We start from the raw sequence: 15,817 nt of genomic DNA on the forward strand, positions 1-15,817 counted from the left end.
TGACATGGCCCGGCAGGTCGGGAACGAGAGCGGGAACATTGCCGCCATGCCCCTCAGGAAAGTTATCGACGCAGTCCCGCTGGCGAGGGCCCTTGCGACATACCGGCTGCAATGGCTGCGCAGCGACGCGACCGCCGGCCTGTCGATCGCCGCGGTCGCCCTGCCGAGCGCGATCGCCTATCCGGCCATCGCGGGCCTGCCGCCGGAGACCGGCCTCTATGCCAGCCTGCTGCCGCTGATCGGCTATGCCCTGTTCGGGCCGTCGCGGACGCTGATCGTCGGTCCGGATGCCGCGACGATGACCGCGCTTGCCGCCGCCCTGGCGGCGATCATGGCGATTGCCCCGGTCGACCGCGTCATGGCGGCCTCGGCGCTGGCGGCTGGCGTCGCCGTCTGCTGCTTCGCCGCCAGCCTCCTGCGGCTTGGCGTCATCGCGAGCTTCCTGTCGCGGCCGATCCTGATCGGCTTCATGGGCGGAATCTCGCTGTCGATCATGGTCGGGCAGATCAACCGGCTGACCGGGGTGAAAATCGACTCCGACGGGCTGGTGCCGCCGCTCGTCGAGCTCCTGCGCAAGGCCGACATGATCCATTGGCCCTCCCTGGTGCTCGGCGTCGCCATGTTCGGGCTGCTGCAGGCCGCGAGGGCCTGGCGGCTGCCGGTGCCGGGGCCCGTCGTGGTCGTGGTGGTGGCGGTCGTGCTGTCGGCGGTCTTCAACCTGGCGGGGATGGGCATCAGGATGGTCGGCGAGATTCCGCCGGGTCTGCCGCCCTTCGCGGTGCCGGCGATCTCCGCCCTGCCGCTGCGCGAGTTCGTCCTGGGCGCCATGGCGGTGTGGCTGGTGAGCTTCGGTGCCGGCGTCGTCACCGCGCGCAGCTTTGCGGCCCTGACCAAGACCGACGTGGACGCCAACAGGGAGCTCGTCGGCTTCGGCGCGGCCAATCTGGCCTCCGCGCTGTTCGGCGGCTTTCCGATCAGCGCGTCGGACTCGCGCACCGCGGTCAATCTTTCGGCGGGGGGCAAGACCCAGGTCGCCGGCCTCGTCGCAGCCGCCGCCCTGGCGGTGATCCTCCTGTTCCTCAACGAGGCCCTGCGCTTTCTCCCGACGCCCGCCCTCGGCGCGATCCTCGTCTCGGCCGCGCTCGGGCTGATCGACATCGCCAGCCTGCGCGAGCTCTGGCGCATCAGCCGCATGGAGTTCGCCTTCGCTCTCATCGGGATGTGGGGCGCCATCAGCCTCGGCGCCCTGAGCGGCGTCGCCCTCGCGGTCGGCGCGACCCTGCTCTACGTGCTGCTGAAGGACATGCGGCCGCGCGACGCGCTGCTGGGGCGGATTCCCGGTCGCGACGGCTTCCACAAGCTGCATCGATCCCCGGATGCGCGGCCGGTTCCGGGGCTGGCGGTGTGCCTCATCCAGGGCAGCCTGCTCTTCTTCAACGTGGACTATGTGAAATCCCGCCTGGAGGCGATCCTCGCCGGGCTGCCCGCCGGCACCGACTGGTTCATCCTCGACGCCAGCGCGGTCACCCAGGTGGATTCCACCGCCGCCGCGATGCTGGAGACGCTTCGCAAGACCTTGTCGGAGCGAGGCCTGCAACTCGGCATCGCCGAGCTGCACAGCGAACCCGCCGCGATCTTCAGGCGCGCGGGCGTGCTCGACGAGATCGGCGGGACGATGGTCTTCGCCGACCTCGGGGAGGTCATGCCGGCCTATGAGAAATGGCGGTCGCAGCGATGACCGTGGCAGCCTTCCCCCTGCGCCGCTGCGGGAGGGGACTTGCGCGTCGCGGCCGGCGCGAACCCGGGTTGGGAGTTTGATCCACCGCAAACGCGCTGGCGCCGCCGTATGCCATTGTCACGAAGGAACCGGAACCTGCCCTTGTCCTGTGGGGAGGACGATTCTCCCGTCGGAACGGCGGGGCTTCAGGACGGTCATGGCGCCGCCGGAGTTGCATCCTGCGGCCGAAGGGGAAGCGGGGCGGAACATGCGGCGAGGCGCTTCGGTCGACAGCCTGGGGGCGTCGAGACGGTGTCCGGGATCGGAGGTCGCCATGGACGCGATCCGGTCGAGCCTGTCCAAGGGGGCTCTCTGCCTGGCTCTCGTCCTCGCCTGCGGATCGCCGGTCTGGGGCGCGTCGGGCGATGCCGCGGCGTTCCAGGGCGCGTGGGCGCAAGGCGATGCCTGCAAGGAGACCTTCGTCGCCGGCAAGAAGGGCATGGTGTTCAAGGATCCGACGGATGTCTTCGCCCAGGGCTTCATCATCTCGGGAAAGCGGCTGCGGACGCCCGGGGCCGTCTGCCGGATCCGTTCCGTATCGAGTGCGGGCGAACGGATGAAGCTGTCCCTGTCCTGCACGACCGCCGTCGATACCGCCCCCGTCAAGACGGAAATGTCGCTGGGACAGGATGGTGTGCTGACCCGCTTCTCCGACAGCGAGGACAGGACCGGCAGGCAGTATCGGCGCTGCGGGTCATAAGTTTGTATTGGACTTCAACGGAGGAAGCGACATGGCGTCACCAACGACTTCGAATGCTGCCGATCTCAGCGACGAGAGCTTCATGTCGGCGGACTCCCTGCGCAAATACATGACCGACATGGAAATGGCGCGGATGTCGAAAGAGTTCACCGCCATGGACAAGGCCGAGCAGGCTCGCCAGGAGCTCGAGCGGACCTTGCGGGAGCGCGTCGATCTCACGCCGCAGAAGATCGGGGAGATCAAGCAGAGCCTCGCCATCAAGACCCGCGCGGCCGCCTCGCGCGGCGAGACCGAGGTCATGGTGATGCGCTTTCCCAATTCGCTCTGCAGCGACCACGGGCGGGCGATCAACAATGCCGAAAGCGACTGGCCGGAGTCGCTCACCGGCCGGCCGCGCCAGGCCTATGAATTCTGGAAGGAGCACCTGCAGCCCCAGAAGTACAAGCTGAAGGCGATGATCATCGACTGGCCGGGCGGCCTGCCCGGGGACGTGGCCTTCTTCCTGAGCTGGTCCTGAGGGAGGGGAGGCCGCGGCCGATGGAAGCCCAAGTTGGAGAGCGTTTGAAGCGAAAGGCCTACGAAGCCAAGCTGCGGGAGCTGCACGGCGAACTGGTCAACCTGCAGGAATGGGCGAAGGAGACCGGGGCGAAGGTCTGCATCCTGTTCGAGGGGCGGGACGGCGCCGGCAAGGGCGGCGTCATCAAGGCGATGACGGAGCGCGTCAGCCCGCGGACCTTTCGCGTGATCGCGCTGCCGCCGCCATCCGACCGCGAGCGCTCGCAGATGTACATTCAGCGATATGTGCCCTATCTGCCGGCGGGCGGCGAGATCGTGATCTTCGATCGCAGCTGGTACAATCGCGCCGGCGTCGAACGGGTGATGGGCTTCTGCACCGAGGAGCAGACGCAGCGCTTCCTCGCCCAGGTTCCCGCCGTGGAGAGGGCGATCGTCGATTCCGGCGTCATCCTCCTGAAATACTGGCTCGAAGTCAGCCCGGAGGAACAGACGCGCCGGATCGAGGAGCGTCTCACCGATCCGCGCAAGATCTGGAAGCTGTCGCCGATGGACGTGAAGTCGTACAGTCGCTGGTACGACTATTCCCGCGCGCGCGACGACATGTTCCGGGCGACCGACAGCGATTGGGCGCCATGGTTTGCCGTGCGCTCGGACGACAAGCGGCGCACGCGCCTCAACGTGATCTCGCACATCCTGTCCTCCGTCCCCTACGAGAAGGTGAAGCGGGAGAAGATCAAGCTGCCCAAGCGCCAGAAGCCGGACGACTACGAGGAGAACCGGTTTGCCCATCATTGGGTGCCGGAAGTTCACTAGCGCGCCGCGAGCGCGGACCCGAAGGGCAGAGACGTGCCCCCCGATCGACATCCGCCCGCTGGCTTGAAGACGCCGAAAGCGGCCGCGATCGCGGGCATCCTGTTTTCGGTCCTGCTGCTCGCGTCCCTGTTGCTGCTGCTGAACTCGATCCAGAACCGATCCACGGATCCGGGCGAATGGCTCGGTCCCCAGTCCTGGAAAGTGGCGCTCGCCCTGAACCTCGTGCCGTTCGCCGGCATCGCCTTCCTGTGGTTCATCGGGGTGCTGCGCGATCGGTTCGGCAGGGCGGAGGACAAGCTGTTCGCGACGGTCTTCCTCGGCAGCGGCCTCCTGTTCGTCGGCCTGCTGTTCGTGTCGGCTTCGGCGATCGGGGCGATCCTCATCGCCTATGCCAGCGCGCCGACGGAGTTCCGGGGCTCGGCGGCGTTCATCCTGGCGCGCTCGCTCGCCTACCATCTCACCACGATCTACGCCTTGAAGATGGCCGGCGTCTTTCTGATGACGGCCTCGACCATCGTTCTGCGGACCGGCATGACCGCCCGCTGGACGGCGGTCGCCGGCTATCTCGCGGCGGCCGTGATCCTGATCGGCAGCCAGGTCATGGACTGGACCTTCTTCGTGTTTCCGGCCTGGGTCCTCGTGGTCAGCGCCAACATCCTGTTCGAGGAGTTCCGGCGGCCGAAGACCCCGCCGGCGACCGCCGAGCCGCGGCGCCGGGAAATTGCGGGGGGCGAGCCATGAGGCGCTGGACGGTCCCGACGATCTACACCCTCGCGAGCATCCTCGCCGCCTTCATCCTGCCGCGGCTCGAGGACAGCCTGCTGCCCGGCTATTCGCACGGCATGTCGGTCGCGTCGGCGACGGCGTTCCTGTCGGCGGTGTCCTCGGGCATCATGGCCTTCACGGCGATCGTCGTCTCCATCGCCTTCGTCATCGTGCAGTTCAGCACGGTCGCCTATTCGCCCCGCCTCGTCATCTGGTTCGCGAACCGGCCCCAGCTCTATCATGCCCTCGGCATCTTCATCGCCACCTTCACCTATGCCCTGGCGACCCTGCTGTGGACCGATCGCCACGGATCGGGCTCGGTGCCGTTCTTCTCGACGATGCTGGTCCTGATCCTCCTGATCGCCAGCATGCTCATCTTCTCCCGGCTGGTGCAGAGCCTGTCGCAACTGCAGATAACCGAGGTGCTGCGCCTGATCGGGAACGAGGGGCGGCGCGTCATCGCGGCCCAGCAGCAGATGTTCGACCAGCCTCGGGCCAACCGGGTCGCGGCGCCGGGGGAGGGGCGGCTCCCCGGGGCGAGGCCCCCGCAATCGCTGTCATACGCAGGGCCGCCCTGCAGCGTGACATCCGTCGACATCCCGGCGCTCCTCCGGCTGGCCCGCGACCACGACGCCGTCCTCGTCGTGACGGCGGCGGTGGGCGACACCGTCATGGAGGGCAGCACCCTGCTGCTTGCCGAGACCGCGGTCTCCCCGGTGCCCGAAGCGGAGCTGCGCCGCGCGATCGGGCTGGGGCGCGAAAGGACCTTCGAGCAGGATCCGAAATACGCCATCCGGCTCCTCGTCGACATCTCGATCAGGGCTCTCTCGCCCGCGATCAACGACCCGACCACGGCGGTCCAGGCGATCGACCAGATCGAGGATCTGCTGCGCCACCTCGGGCGGCGGGAGCTGGGAAGCCTGTGGCTCGGCGATGGGCAAGGCCGCTCGCGGGTCTTCCTGCCGATGCCGACATGGAACGACTACCTGTCGCTCGCCTTCGACGAGACGCGCCAGTTCGGCATGCAGTCCGTGCAGCTCGTCCGGCGGCTCGGCACGGCGTTGGACAGTCTCCAGGCGGTCGTTGCCGACCCCGACAGGCGCACGGCCGTGAAGCGCTATCGCTCGCACCTCGACCGGATGATCCGCAATTCCGAGTTCGACACCCTGGATCGCCTGACGGCCCGGCAGGCCGATCCGCAGGGGCTCGGCCTCAGCAGGGATGCTCCCCGGCGGGAGGCCGGCCACCGGAGGCATCGCCCGGATCATCCCTCTGCCGGCGCGGCCGACGTCGCCGAGGCGGAGTCGAAAACGGCAGCCGGGGTGGAGAAGGCGGAATGAGCCGGAGCGAGGCGCGTCCCGTCGCGGGCCGATTTCGCTGTCTGCGAGCGCAGCGTTCAGCTGCGCGCTTCCCGTGCGCCGTCGCGGTCCGGCGGACCGTCCGAACCGTGGTGGCCGGAGCCTGCAACGACCGTGGCTTCCCGGCTTCCACGTCCTCCCTGACCGGAGATCGAGATGCCGGATGACACGCCCGACGCCGGCGACACGCGGTCCCCGCCCGGGCTCGGCACCGCCGGCCTGATCGAGCGCAGCATCACCTTGCTGCTGGTCGTGGTCCTGCTCGTCGGCGTGCTTGCGATCTTGCGGCCCTTCGCCGCCGCCATCCTGTTCGGCGCGACCCTGGCGATCGCCGCATGGCCCTTCCGGCAATGGCTGGTCCGACGGGGTCTCGGGCGCCGCCTCGCGGCGGTGCTGCTGCTCCTGCTCTCGCTCCTGGTGATCGTGCTGCCGGCGCTGATCATGGCTCCGGTCCTGACCGACGAGCTGAAGGCTTTCGCGGTAAGGGTCCAGGCCTACTTCGCCGCAACGCCGCCGCGTCCCGCCTGGCTCGAAGGTGTGCCGCTCGTCGGCGACAGGCTTGCTTCCGCATGGGACGGCCTGCTGCGGGCGAAGGGGGATGTCGCCACGGTGCTCGCCCCCCATTCCGAGACCCTGCAGCAGTCGCTGCTCGCGGCGGCGCGGGCCCTGGGCGACAGCGTCGTGCAGATCATCCTGGCGCTGATCGTGGCGACCATGTTCTGGGTCAACGGCAGCGCGCTGGTCCGGGAGCTGGACGACATCGTCGGCCGGCTGGGCGGTGCGACGGCGCGCGCCAGCCTGCTCGCGGCGGCCGGCGCGGTACGCAGCGTCTCCTACGGCGTCATCGGCACGGCCCTGGCCCAGGCGGCGCTGCTGGCGCTCGGCCTGGCGCTCGCCGGGGTGCCGGGGGCCACGACTCTCGGCTTCGTCGGGCTGCTGCTGTCCATCAGTCAGATCGGCGGGCCCCTGCTGGTGCTCATCTGGGGCGGGGCGGCGTGGTGGCTGTTCGGGCAGGGCCAGGTCGGCTGGGGCAGCTTCCTCATCGGCTGGGGCGTCCTGGTCAGCATGGTCGACAACATCCTCAAGCCGTGGCTGATCGGCCTCGGCATCCGCATGCCCATGTCCCTGACGATTCTGGGCGTCTTCGGCGGCTTCATCGCCTTCGGCTTCCTCGGCCTGTTCGTCGGGCCGACTCTGCTCGCCGTGGCCTTCGTCCTGCTGCAGGCATGGCGCACGGGGCTGTCCGACCGACGGGCCGATCCCGGGCCATGACCGACGGCCACCCGGGCTTTCGGCGTGCCCGCCCTCGATCGCCGGCCGTTCCCTTCGGAACCCAGGCGGCGAGGCCATCGGCCCGGACTGGGGAAACACCTGTTCGGCTGGGCAGGCGTTGGCTCACGATTTTTTGCAAATACAAAATGAAGATGTGAGCTATTGTATTTCTGTTAACATCTTGTTTGTCCGTATATGTGAAATGAGTTGAGGGGAAGTGTACGAAAAATCATGGTAATTTCCACGATAGTTTTGATAAACTTTAATTTTTACTTGTTAAGTACATCATAAAGTGCTATTATTCCAGATGCCAATGTCGCTTGGCATCTGTTGTCGTCGATACCGGTTCGGCGGCCGTCGTAACACGGCTGACGGATCTTGCTGTGATTGGTGCCTTCCTCACATCTCACGCATTGGAGATCGTCATGACGAAGATTTTGCGTGTCGGCTTTGCTGCGCTCTGCATCGCCGGGTTGCCCTGTCTGGCCCACGCCGAAGGGCCCCTCATGGAGTCGGGACGGGGGCAGCCCAGCGCCGTGGAGCTTCAGAGCCTCACCGAGGCGCGGCTTGCGATCATCCGGGCGGCTTTGCAGCTGACGCCCGAGCAGGAAAAATATTGGCCCGCCGTCGAGCAGGCCATTCGCTCGCGGGCGGCGGGGCGCCAGGCGCGGTTGGCAAACGTCGCGGCGCGGCTCCATGAGTTGCGCGACCGCGACGCGGTCGAGATCCTGATCCAGCGCGATCCGGTCGAATTCCTGCATCGACGCGCCGACACCCTGGCGCAAAGGGCCGCGGAGCTGACGCGTCTCGCCGACGCATGGCAGCCTTTGCGCCAGACCCTCAATGCGGACCAGAAGATGCGGCTCGGTCTCGTGGCGCTGTTCGCGTTCCGGGAGATGAGGGACGGCCTCGAAGAGCGCATTCTGTTCGAGGACGAGATGGAAGGCGGCGAGTGAGCCGCTGCCCGCGACCGGCGCCCCGCCGCCCGCCTTTCCGCCGGCCGGCGAGGATTCATCGAAAGCCGCGCGGCGGGAGCCTGGCCCGACCGATTTTCGAGCCAGGCTCCGGGGGCCGGCGCCGACCTTTGGCGCACCGGGCCTTCCCCCGCCTGCCGTGACGCGGGGCGGGGGGCGGCGGCGGAGCCTGCCCGGGCTCGGCCCGTTCATCAGTGCCCGCTGAACACGAGCGTCTGGATCGGCAGCAGCAGCGCCTGGATCCGCAGGATCGCGGCGTGCACGAGTCCGACGGCATCGACCGCGTGGAGGGCCGCGCCATGGACGGTGCCGAGCTTGCCCGAGGCGATCAGGTCGTGGTTGCTGGTGTAGGCGTTGGCGATGCAGCTGCTCCCCGGCGTGACGCCGTCGAGCCCGTCCTCGTACAGGGGTTCCAGGAAGACGAGGATCGTGCCCGGCTGCCTGACCTGCTGGGCGTCGATCAGTTGTTCGCCGCCGCGGAACTGGCCGGCGGCGATATAGTCTTGGACGCTGGTCACCACCATCGGGATGACGGTCCAGGGCTTGGAGACGCAGGTTGCTTCCGCGACCATGCCGACCTTCATCACCTGCGCCTCGATCTGCCCGAAGCCCGCCTGCAGCACCTCCCGTCCGGCTCCGGACGGGATCAGGACTCCCGCCGGCCGCATCAGCGGGTTGACCACGTCGCCGACGCGCAGCGTGAACTGCTCCACCCGTCCGTCGACGCCGGCCAGCACGGTGGTCTTGCGCAGGTCCACCTCGGCCTGGGCCAGGGCCGCCTCGGCGCTGGCCCGCTGCGCCGGCAGCAGGGTCGAAATGCGGGTCTCCGCCTGCTCCCTGGCCGCGACAGCGGCATCGATCGTGCCCTGCCGGCCCTGGACGGCCACCTGGAGCTTCTCGATATCGCGCGTGGCCACGATCCCGGCGTTGCGCCGGTTGAGCTCCTTCTTGGTGTCCAGCTCGTCAAGCGCCTGCTGGTAGGCGCTCCTCGCCTCCTGGATCTTGCCTTCGGCGGCGGCCACGTCCGCACGGGCGGCAATGATCGATGCATCGACCTCGGCGATCTTGCGGCGGGCGGTTTCCACGGCCGCCTGCTGGGCCGAGTTGTCCAGCCGGAAGATCGGATCGCCCTGCTTGACCGCGCTGCTGACGCCCTTGACGTAGATCTCCGCGACCCGGCCATTGGTCTCGGGCACGATCGGGATGGTGCGGAAGAAGGCCGTGACGCTGCTCGTCGAGGGGTGGTTGTAGAAGATCACGGTGATCAGCCCGATCGTGAGCATCAGGCAGGTGACGATGCCCCACCGCAGCTCGAACCACATCGAGAAGAGGGTGATCTCCTTGCCGATCCGCTTGCCCTGCGCGTAGCGCCGGTAGAGGTAGTCGGGCAGGATGGTGATCATGGAACAGAGGATGATCTCGAGCATGGGGTCATCCCTCCGTCACGGCCGGAACGGCGTCCGGCGAAGTTCGAGGCGGCGGCAGGCTCTGGCCGGCGGGGGCGTCGCCGCCGTCCGCCTCGCGCCGGGCCGCCTCGGGGGACGCACCCGACCGCAGGCCGGCGATCCGCTCGAGGGCGCCCGCCATCCGTCCGAAGACGCCGCTGAAATCGGGCAGGTCGATCAGGGCCAGGAGCAGGCCGATGACCCAGAAGATGTGCATGTGGGTGAACAGGGCCAGCAGGCCGAGGACGGCGACGATCTCGAACTGAAGCTTGTGCCCTCGATGCGCGATCCTCTCCGGCAGCGTGTGCAGATGCAGGAAGAGGAGGCCGACGCCCAGCACCGCGGCAAGCAGGAAGATGGCCATCGCCACCATGAGCACGTCGGTCTCGCCGGGCGCGGTGATGAAGACCGGCAAGTGGTGCGGGGCGGCGGGATTGAGAGACGCTGTCATACCGGTCCTTTCCTGGATGTCTCGTCGCCCGTCGGCGCGACCGCGGGCGACGACCGTCGCAACGCCTCGCACGCCGACAGGACGGCGGCCTTTCTGCCTGATGTTCGATGCCTGCGACGCCGGCCTGTGAGGGAGGTACGCATTCCTCCGGTACCTCTCACCTCGGCGGCCCCTTTCGAGGATTGCTGTCGAGCTTTGCCCGAACGTCGCGGCAGAGGGCGCCTTTTATATGTCAAGGATAACACTGGTGACGAGACTTGACGAGACCTTTGCCTCTTATCATCGCAAAAGTGGATTCGGAGAATTATGTTGCATGACGCAAGTTTTTTGGCACACCATTGATATGAAGTGGGGTTCTTGGTGGGGGAGGCCTGCCCGTGATCAAAGTACGCGCGTATCCGGTGCTCGGCATCGGCTTCTGCCTGATGCTTGGCATGTCTTCCCCGGGCAGAGCCGAGACCGCCGACTTTTCTGCATTCGAGGGCGCCTGGCTGAAACCTGGCGTGTCCTGTGCCGACATCTTCGTCTGGGGAAAGAAGGGGGCTTCGTTCCGAAAGCCCCTTCGTCTCGATGTCCCCGCCCTGATCGTCACGCCGAAGTCCATCGCGACCGTGAAGGCGTCCTGCCGGATCCGCTCGATGTCCGGAACGCAGGATCGGCGAATGCTCTCCTTGACCTGCTCCACGCCGCTGAAGTTCACGCCGAAGAAGGAAATCCTCTCGATTTCCGCCGATGGCGCGCTCCTGCGTCATTCCCGCCCGGACGACGGCGTCGGAACCCGGTATGAGCGCTGCACTCCGTAAGGGGCCGTTCGTCGATCCGTGACGCAACCTCGCCGTCATGGCCGGACTTGATCGCATGAGCGCTAAGATAAGCGATCGTCGGAGGAACGGGCTCGACCTCTCAGGAGCGTCATGGCCGGACTTGATCCACGGCTGTCCGGTTGGTTTTGGTAGACAGGTTGCATGGCATTGATTCTACTTGTTTCCAAGCACTTGCCGGTGTTTTGGACACGAGAAGGAGCCAACGCCATGCGTCACCACAATAGCGTATTGCACGGGCTTCTGAAGCATGTGCCGTGGTCGGTGTTCGATCGGCTTGTGGATGAACAGGGAACGGATGCCCGGGTTCGGCGGCTGAGCACCAAGAGTCAGTTTGTGGCGCTGCTTTACGCGCAGCTTTCCGGCGCCGCCTCGCTGCGCGAGATCGAAACGGCGATGTCCAGCCACGCGGGCAGGCTCTATCACCTGGGCGTGCGTCAGGTGTCGCGCTCGACCTTGGCCGACGCCAACGCCCTGAGAACGCACGAGGTCTTCTCGGGCCTGTTCGCCCATATGGCGGCCCAGACCAGCCGGGGCTTTCGTCGGTCGAGCGCCGAGGTGGTGCGCCTGATCGACTCGACGAGCCTGCGGCTGTCGGGGATTGCTGCGGCCTGGGCACGCTTCTCCCGCAGCGCCGTCGGCGCCAAGGCGCACATCATCTACGACCCGGACGCCGACCGGCCGCTCTACCTTGAAGTCACGCCCGCCAAGGTCAACGACATCACGGCCGCGCACGCCATGCCCATCGAGCCCGGCGCCACTTATGTCTTTGATCTCGGCTATTATCATTACGGTTGGTGGGAGCGCCTGAACGCAGCCGGCTGCCGGATCGTCACCCGGCTCAAGAAGAATACGCCCCTGGCTCCGGTCGCCGAACAGCCTCTGCCGCCCGGATCGACCCTGCTCTATGATCGGATCGGCCACCTGCCCGAACGCCTGACGACGACGCGCATCAACCCCTTCCAGGATCCCGTGCGCGAGATCGGCGTCGTTCTCGATGACGGCAAAACACTGCGCATCCTCACCAACGACCTGGACGCCCCAGCCCAGGAGATCGCCGACCTCTACAAGCGCCGCTGGGCCATCGAACTCTTCTTCCGATGGGTCAAGCAGACCCTCCGCATCAAGCACTTCATCGGGCAATCGGAGAACGCCGTGCGCATCCAGATCGCCGTCGCCCTCATCGCCTACCTGCTGCTGCGCATCGCCAACGACGCCGTCAAAATCGTCGACAGCCCACTCGCCTTCGCCAGGCTCGTCCGCGCCAACATCATGCACCGTCGCAGCATCGACCAATTGCTCAAGCCGCCCACCATCCCAAAAAGCGACCCTCGCCAATTCCATCTGGACTTACTCCCAACATGAACCGGACAGCCGTGGACTTGATCCGGCCATCCACGCGCACGCAACGATGCAGAATCGGGCGACGCCAGCCCCCAATCGCCGTGTTCCCTGACGAGATCGCATGCGATCTCGTCGAGATGGCCGGATCAAGTCCGGCCATGACGGCCGATAGGACGCCGCCTTTCCCAGCAGCAGCATGGTTCGGCGCCAACTTAGCGCCCATGCGATCAAGTCCGGCCATGACGGTTGAGAAGAGGCGCCCCACGAGTAACGAAGCACGTGTTCGCGGACGAGGCTTGAAAAAAGCTGCGCCGCGATGACGGCGCGGGCGCCCGCGAGGCCCGTCAGTGGACGGACGGGGCGCCCGGAAGAACCGGCCTCGCTGGGCTCGTGTCGCTCACGCCATGATGCTCAAGCCGCCGTCGACATAGGTTGTCATTCCCGTCAGCCGCCGGGCGAACGGGGTGGCGAGGTAGGCCGCGGTCAGGCCTACATCGTCGATGTCGACGAGCTCGCCGACCGGCGCCCGCTCGATTGCTTCAGCCAGGAGCAGGTCGAAATCCTTCAGTCCGGAGGCGGCGCGGGTCTTGAGCGGACCGGGGGAGACGGCATGGACCCTGATCTGCTTGTCTCCGAGCTCGAAGGCGAGATAGCGCACGGCGCTTTCGAGCGCGGCCTTCACGGGCCCCATCAGGTTGTAGTTCGGCACGACCTTGTTGGCCCCGTGATAGCTCATGGCGAGGAGCGTCCCGCCGTCCTTCATCAGGGGCTCGGCCAGGCGAGCCATCCGGATGAAGGAGTGGCAGGAAATATCCATCGCAACCTTGAAGCCCTCGCCCGAGCTGTCGACCAGGCGCCCCTGCAGATCCTGCTTCGGGGCGAAGGCGATCGAATGGAGCGCGATGTCGAGGCCGCCCCATTCGCTCGCGATCTGCCCGAACACCGCCTCGAGCTCGCCCTCCCGGCCGACGTCGCAGGGCGCGAAGATGGTCGCGCCCAGGTCCCGGGCGAGCGGCTCGACATAGGGCCGCGCCTTGTCGTTGAGATAGGTGATCGCCAGCTCGGCTCCGAGCCGGCGGAACACCCTGGCGCAGCCATAGGCGATGGAGTGTTCGTTGGCGATGCCGACGATCAATGCGCGCTTGCCTTCGAGCACTCTCGATCCGAACTCCGCCGTCGCCTGCGTTTCAGCCTGTCCGCTCATGCGCTTCGCCTCTTGCTGCCCGGGGTGGAGTGGGCCCGTGCCGAGCCGAGACGGGCGAGGGGCGTCGGCGCATCGTCGAGACCCGAAGGCTCCTCGAGCAGCCGGCGGATATTCCCGAGAAGGGAGACCTGCTCCGGGGTGAGCTCGAGCTCGCCGTCGAGCCGGTCGAGCAGTTCGAGCGCGAGCCGCCGGTCCCCCGGGCCGGCAAGCAGTCGCGGCAGCGTCGCCAGGGCTCGGTCCGGTTCGTACTCGACCACGTAGGACTGCCTGTGGATGAGGTCCCGCGCCGTGTCCGGCGGCAGGGCCTGCAGGCCGGCGTCACGCCCGACCAGCTCGCGTACCCGCTTGATCGCCGAGAGCCTTCGCCGGCCGGTGCCCGCCTTCATGACCAGCAACGCCGTGCGCACCAGTCCGCTGGTGCGGTCGCCGTCCTCGATATGGGCGAGGGCGGTCCTGACCGCAGCCGTGTCCCGGGCGTCGGGGGCATGGCCGGAAGCCTCGTCGTCCGATCGGGCCAGCAAGCCGGCCGGCCCATAGGTCCGGAAGAACAGGGTCTCCACCCAGGCGTCCCGCAGGTCGCGGTAGAGATCCCAGCCGGCGGAGGTCATCCCCGCGGTCCATCGCTCGGCGGCGGCGTACGGTCCGTCCGCATCCCGTGGCGTCCGGTTCGCCCGCACGGCTTCGGCCATGCCCTTGAGCGGCCACAGCAGCGGGTTGAGATCGGACAGGAGCCAGCGCTGGGCTCGCTGCGGATGGAGGAAGCGCGCCGCCTGCGCGGCCGCGGGCGTGACCGTCGCGGCGAGGACGGGGTGCACCAGCGCCTCGTAGGCGGACGCGAGCTTTTCGGAGGTGGCCTCGACGGCTTCGAAGGGGATCTCATCCCGCCGCCCGTGCTTTTGCAGGACCTGCAGGTCCTCGACCCGGCGCTCGGTGAGCATCACGTCGTAGCGGATCGCGCCGTCCTCCCGGCGCTCCTCGATCTGCATGCCGTAGAGCCCCGGCGGCAGGCTCTCGACATAGTCGATCAGGTCGACGATCTGCGTGTGTTCCTTCTTGGCGATCTGGCCGGACACGAAGATGCCGAGATGGCCGACGCTCTCATGCATCATGCCGACGATGACCTGCCCATTGGCCTTGAGCGCCTCCGTCGTCGGATAGAGGTCGGCCACCCAGTTGAAGGCTTGCTGGGGCGGCGTGATGTTGTCGCCGAGCGAGGCGAAGAGGATGATCGGTGAGCGGATGGCCCGGAGGTCGAAGGCGCGGCCTTCCGACCATTCCGCCTTGCCGGCGGAGAGCCGGTTGCCGACGAACAGGTTCTCGACGATCCACTTGATCTCCTGGCGGTTCATCATGAAGAAGCCGCCCCACCAGCGCTCGAACTCGAGGAAGCGCGCCGGCTCGGTGTCGATCTTCGAAAAGAGGTTGTAATACTTGTTGAAACAGGTGTTGGCGGGGTTGAGGTACTCGAAATTCTCGACGAGGTTGGCGCCGTCGAACTTGCCGCCGCCGAGATCGCTGGCCAGCAGCGCCGGCCAGATGCCGCCGAGCATGCCGCCGGCGTAGCGCATCGGGTTCTCGCCGTCGTTGCCGGCCCAGTAGGACATCGGCGCGCCGTTGATCACGATCGGGCCGGGCAGGTCGGGATCGAGTGCGCCGACGAGCATCGCCGCCCATCCCCCCTGGCAATTGCCGATCACCACGGGCTTGCGGGTCCCGGGGTGGCGCTCCCGGACCAGGCGGATGAACGCCGCTTCGGCGCGCGAGACGTCCGCCATGGTCTGGCCGGGGACCGGCTCGGGGAAGAAGATGACGACATAGACGGGATGTCCGGCCCTCAGCGCCACCCCGACCTGCGAGTCCTGCTTGAACCCGCCGATGCCCGGGCCATGGCCGGCCCGCGGGTCGATGACGACGAACGGCCGGCGGTTCGGGACGGTGACGACGCCCTCCGGCGGGATGATGCGCGCCAGGGCGTAGTTGCACGGGTTCTCGTAGCGGCGCGCATCCGCCACGATCTCCCACTCGAAGTCGAGCAGCGGCGGCTTGCCCGCCTTCTCGTGCTCGATCCAATTGTTGCCGCGCTGGCGTAGCGTGTCCCAGAACAGGACCGACCGCTGGGCGAAGTCCAGCCAATAGGCTGTGCCCTCCGACCAGAGCTGCGCGGGCGTCGCCGGATGGGCGGCCGGCGGCCGCAAGTCCTCGCGGGCGTCCCCGGCCGCCTGCCCGTAGCGCTTCAGCGCCGCCGAGCATCGCTCGCGATAAATTTCGGCGATCTTCGCGTGCGCGCCGAGGAGATGCTGGAACGCGTCGAGAGCGTCGCTTCGGCCCTCTTTGCTCGTGGCGTCGGACTGATCCATGGATGAGCTTCCGGTTTGAA

The 15,817-nt window shown here is 67.4% G+C and carries 14 protein-coding genes; 10 read left to right on the forward strand and 4 right to left on the reverse strand.

Features of this window, described 5'->3' with window-relative positions; translation table 11 throughout:
- Positions 1-46 precede the first annotated feature (46 nt).
- The 8 genes from AC27L4_RS23805 (at position 47) to AC27L4_RS23840 (ending at position 8,157) form a co-directional block, all read left to right on the forward strand.
- On the forward strand, positions 47-1,738 hold the full coding sequence (locus AC27L4_RS23805) for a SulP family inorganic anion transporter (protein ID WP_487144916.1): 1,692 nt from the start codon (positions 47-49) through the stop codon (positions 1,736-1,738).
- 196 nt (positions 1,739-1,934) lie between these two features.
- Positions 1,935-2,477 (forward strand): hypothetical protein, encoded by a 543-nt coding sequence (locus AC27L4_RS23810; protein ID WP_487144917.1) that lies wholly within the window; start codon positions 1,935-1,937, stop codon positions 2,475-2,477.
- A 31-nt stretch (positions 2,478-2,508) separates the two neighbouring features.
- The gene (locus AC27L4_RS23815) at positions 2,509-2,994 is read left to right on the forward strand and encodes a hypothetical protein (protein WP_487144918.1); all 486 of its coding nucleotides are present in this window, start codon (positions 2,509-2,511) and stop codon (positions 2,992-2,994) included.
- A gap of 20 nt (positions 2,995-3,014) precedes the next feature.
- A complete protein-coding gene (ppk2, locus tag AC27L4_RS23820) occupies positions 3,015-3,806 on the forward strand; it encodes a polyphosphate kinase 2 (protein WP_487144919.1) in 792 nt (263 codons plus the stop codon).
- A 63-nt stretch (positions 3,807-3,869) separates the two neighbouring features.
- Positions 3,870-4,547: a hypothetical protein gene (locus AC27L4_RS23825; RefSeq protein ID WP_487144921.1), complete on the forward strand. Its 678-nt coding sequence runs from the start codon at positions 3,870-3,872 to the stop codon at positions 4,545-4,547.
- A complete protein-coding gene (locus tag AC27L4_RS23830; protein WP_487144923.1) occupies positions 4,544-5,911 on the forward strand; it encodes a DUF2254 domain-containing protein in 1,368 nt (455 codons plus the stop codon). The genes AC27L4_RS23825 and AC27L4_RS23830 overlap by 4 nt, the downstream gene beginning before the upstream one ends.
- 174 nt (positions 5,912-6,085) lie before the next feature.
- Positions 6,086-7,201 (forward strand): AI-2E family transporter, encoded by a 1,116-nt coding sequence (locus AC27L4_RS23835; RefSeq protein WP_487144925.1) that lies wholly within the window; start codon positions 6,086-6,088, stop codon positions 7,199-7,201.
- A 425-nt stretch (positions 7,202-7,626) separates the two neighbouring features.
- Positions 7,627-8,157 carry a Spy/CpxP family protein refolding chaperone gene (locus tag AC27L4_RS23840; protein WP_487144927.1) on the forward strand — a complete coding sequence of 177 codons (531 nt, stop codon included), beginning with the start codon at positions 7,627-7,629 and terminating at the stop codon, positions 8,155-8,157.
- Positions 8,158-8,366: 209 nt separating this feature from the next.
- On the opposite strand, the gene AC27L4_RS23845 is transcribed toward AC27L4_RS23840, so the two are convergent.
- Together AC27L4_RS23845 and AC27L4_RS23850 are read right to left on the reverse strand one after the other, a co-directional pair.
- Positions 8,367-9,602 (reverse strand): HlyD family secretion protein, encoded by a 1,236-nt coding sequence (locus AC27L4_RS23845; protein ID WP_487144929.1) that lies wholly within the window; start codon positions 9,600-9,602, stop codon positions 8,367-8,369.
- A gap of 4 nt (positions 9,603-9,606) precedes the next feature.
- Positions 9,607-10,071: a hypothetical protein gene (locus tag AC27L4_RS23850; RefSeq protein WP_487144930.1), complete on the reverse strand. Its 465-nt coding sequence runs from the start codon at positions 10,069-10,071 to the stop codon at positions 9,607-9,609.
- 377 nt (positions 10,072-10,448) lie between these two features.
- On the opposite strand from AC27L4_RS23850, the gene AC27L4_RS23855 reads away from it, so the two are divergent.
- Positions 10,449-10,874 carry a hypothetical protein gene (locus AC27L4_RS23855; RefSeq protein WP_487144932.1) on the forward strand — a complete coding sequence of 142 codons (426 nt, stop codon included), beginning with the start codon at positions 10,449-10,451 and terminating at the stop codon, positions 10,872-10,874.
- Positions 10,875-11,102: 228 nt separating this feature from the next.
- On the forward strand, positions 11,103-12,257 hold the full coding sequence (locus AC27L4_RS23860) for an IS4 family transposase (protein ID WP_487142026.1): 1,155 nt from the start codon (positions 11,103-11,105) through the stop codon (positions 12,255-12,257).
- A 376-nt stretch (positions 12,258-12,633) separates the two neighbouring features.
- Here the strand turns inward: AC27L4_RS23860 and fabI are convergent, their stop codons facing one another.
- Both fabI and AC27L4_RS23870 read right to left on the reverse strand, forming a co-directional pair.
- Complete coding sequence (gene fabI, locus AC27L4_RS23865) at positions 12,634-13,440, reverse strand: enoyl-ACP reductase FabI (protein WP_487144934.1); 807 nt, start codon at positions 13,438-13,440, stop codon at positions 12,634-12,636.
- The gene (locus AC27L4_RS23870; RefSeq protein WP_487144935.1) at positions 13,437-15,797 is read right to left on the reverse strand and encodes a DUF3141 domain-containing protein; all 2,361 of its coding nucleotides are present in this window, start codon (positions 15,795-15,797) and stop codon (positions 13,437-13,439) included. The genes fabI and AC27L4_RS23870 overlap by 4 nt, the downstream gene beginning before the upstream one ends.
- Positions 15,798-15,817: the final 20 nt, after the last annotated feature.

The organism is Labrys sp. Lb11 (assembly GCF_057554225.1).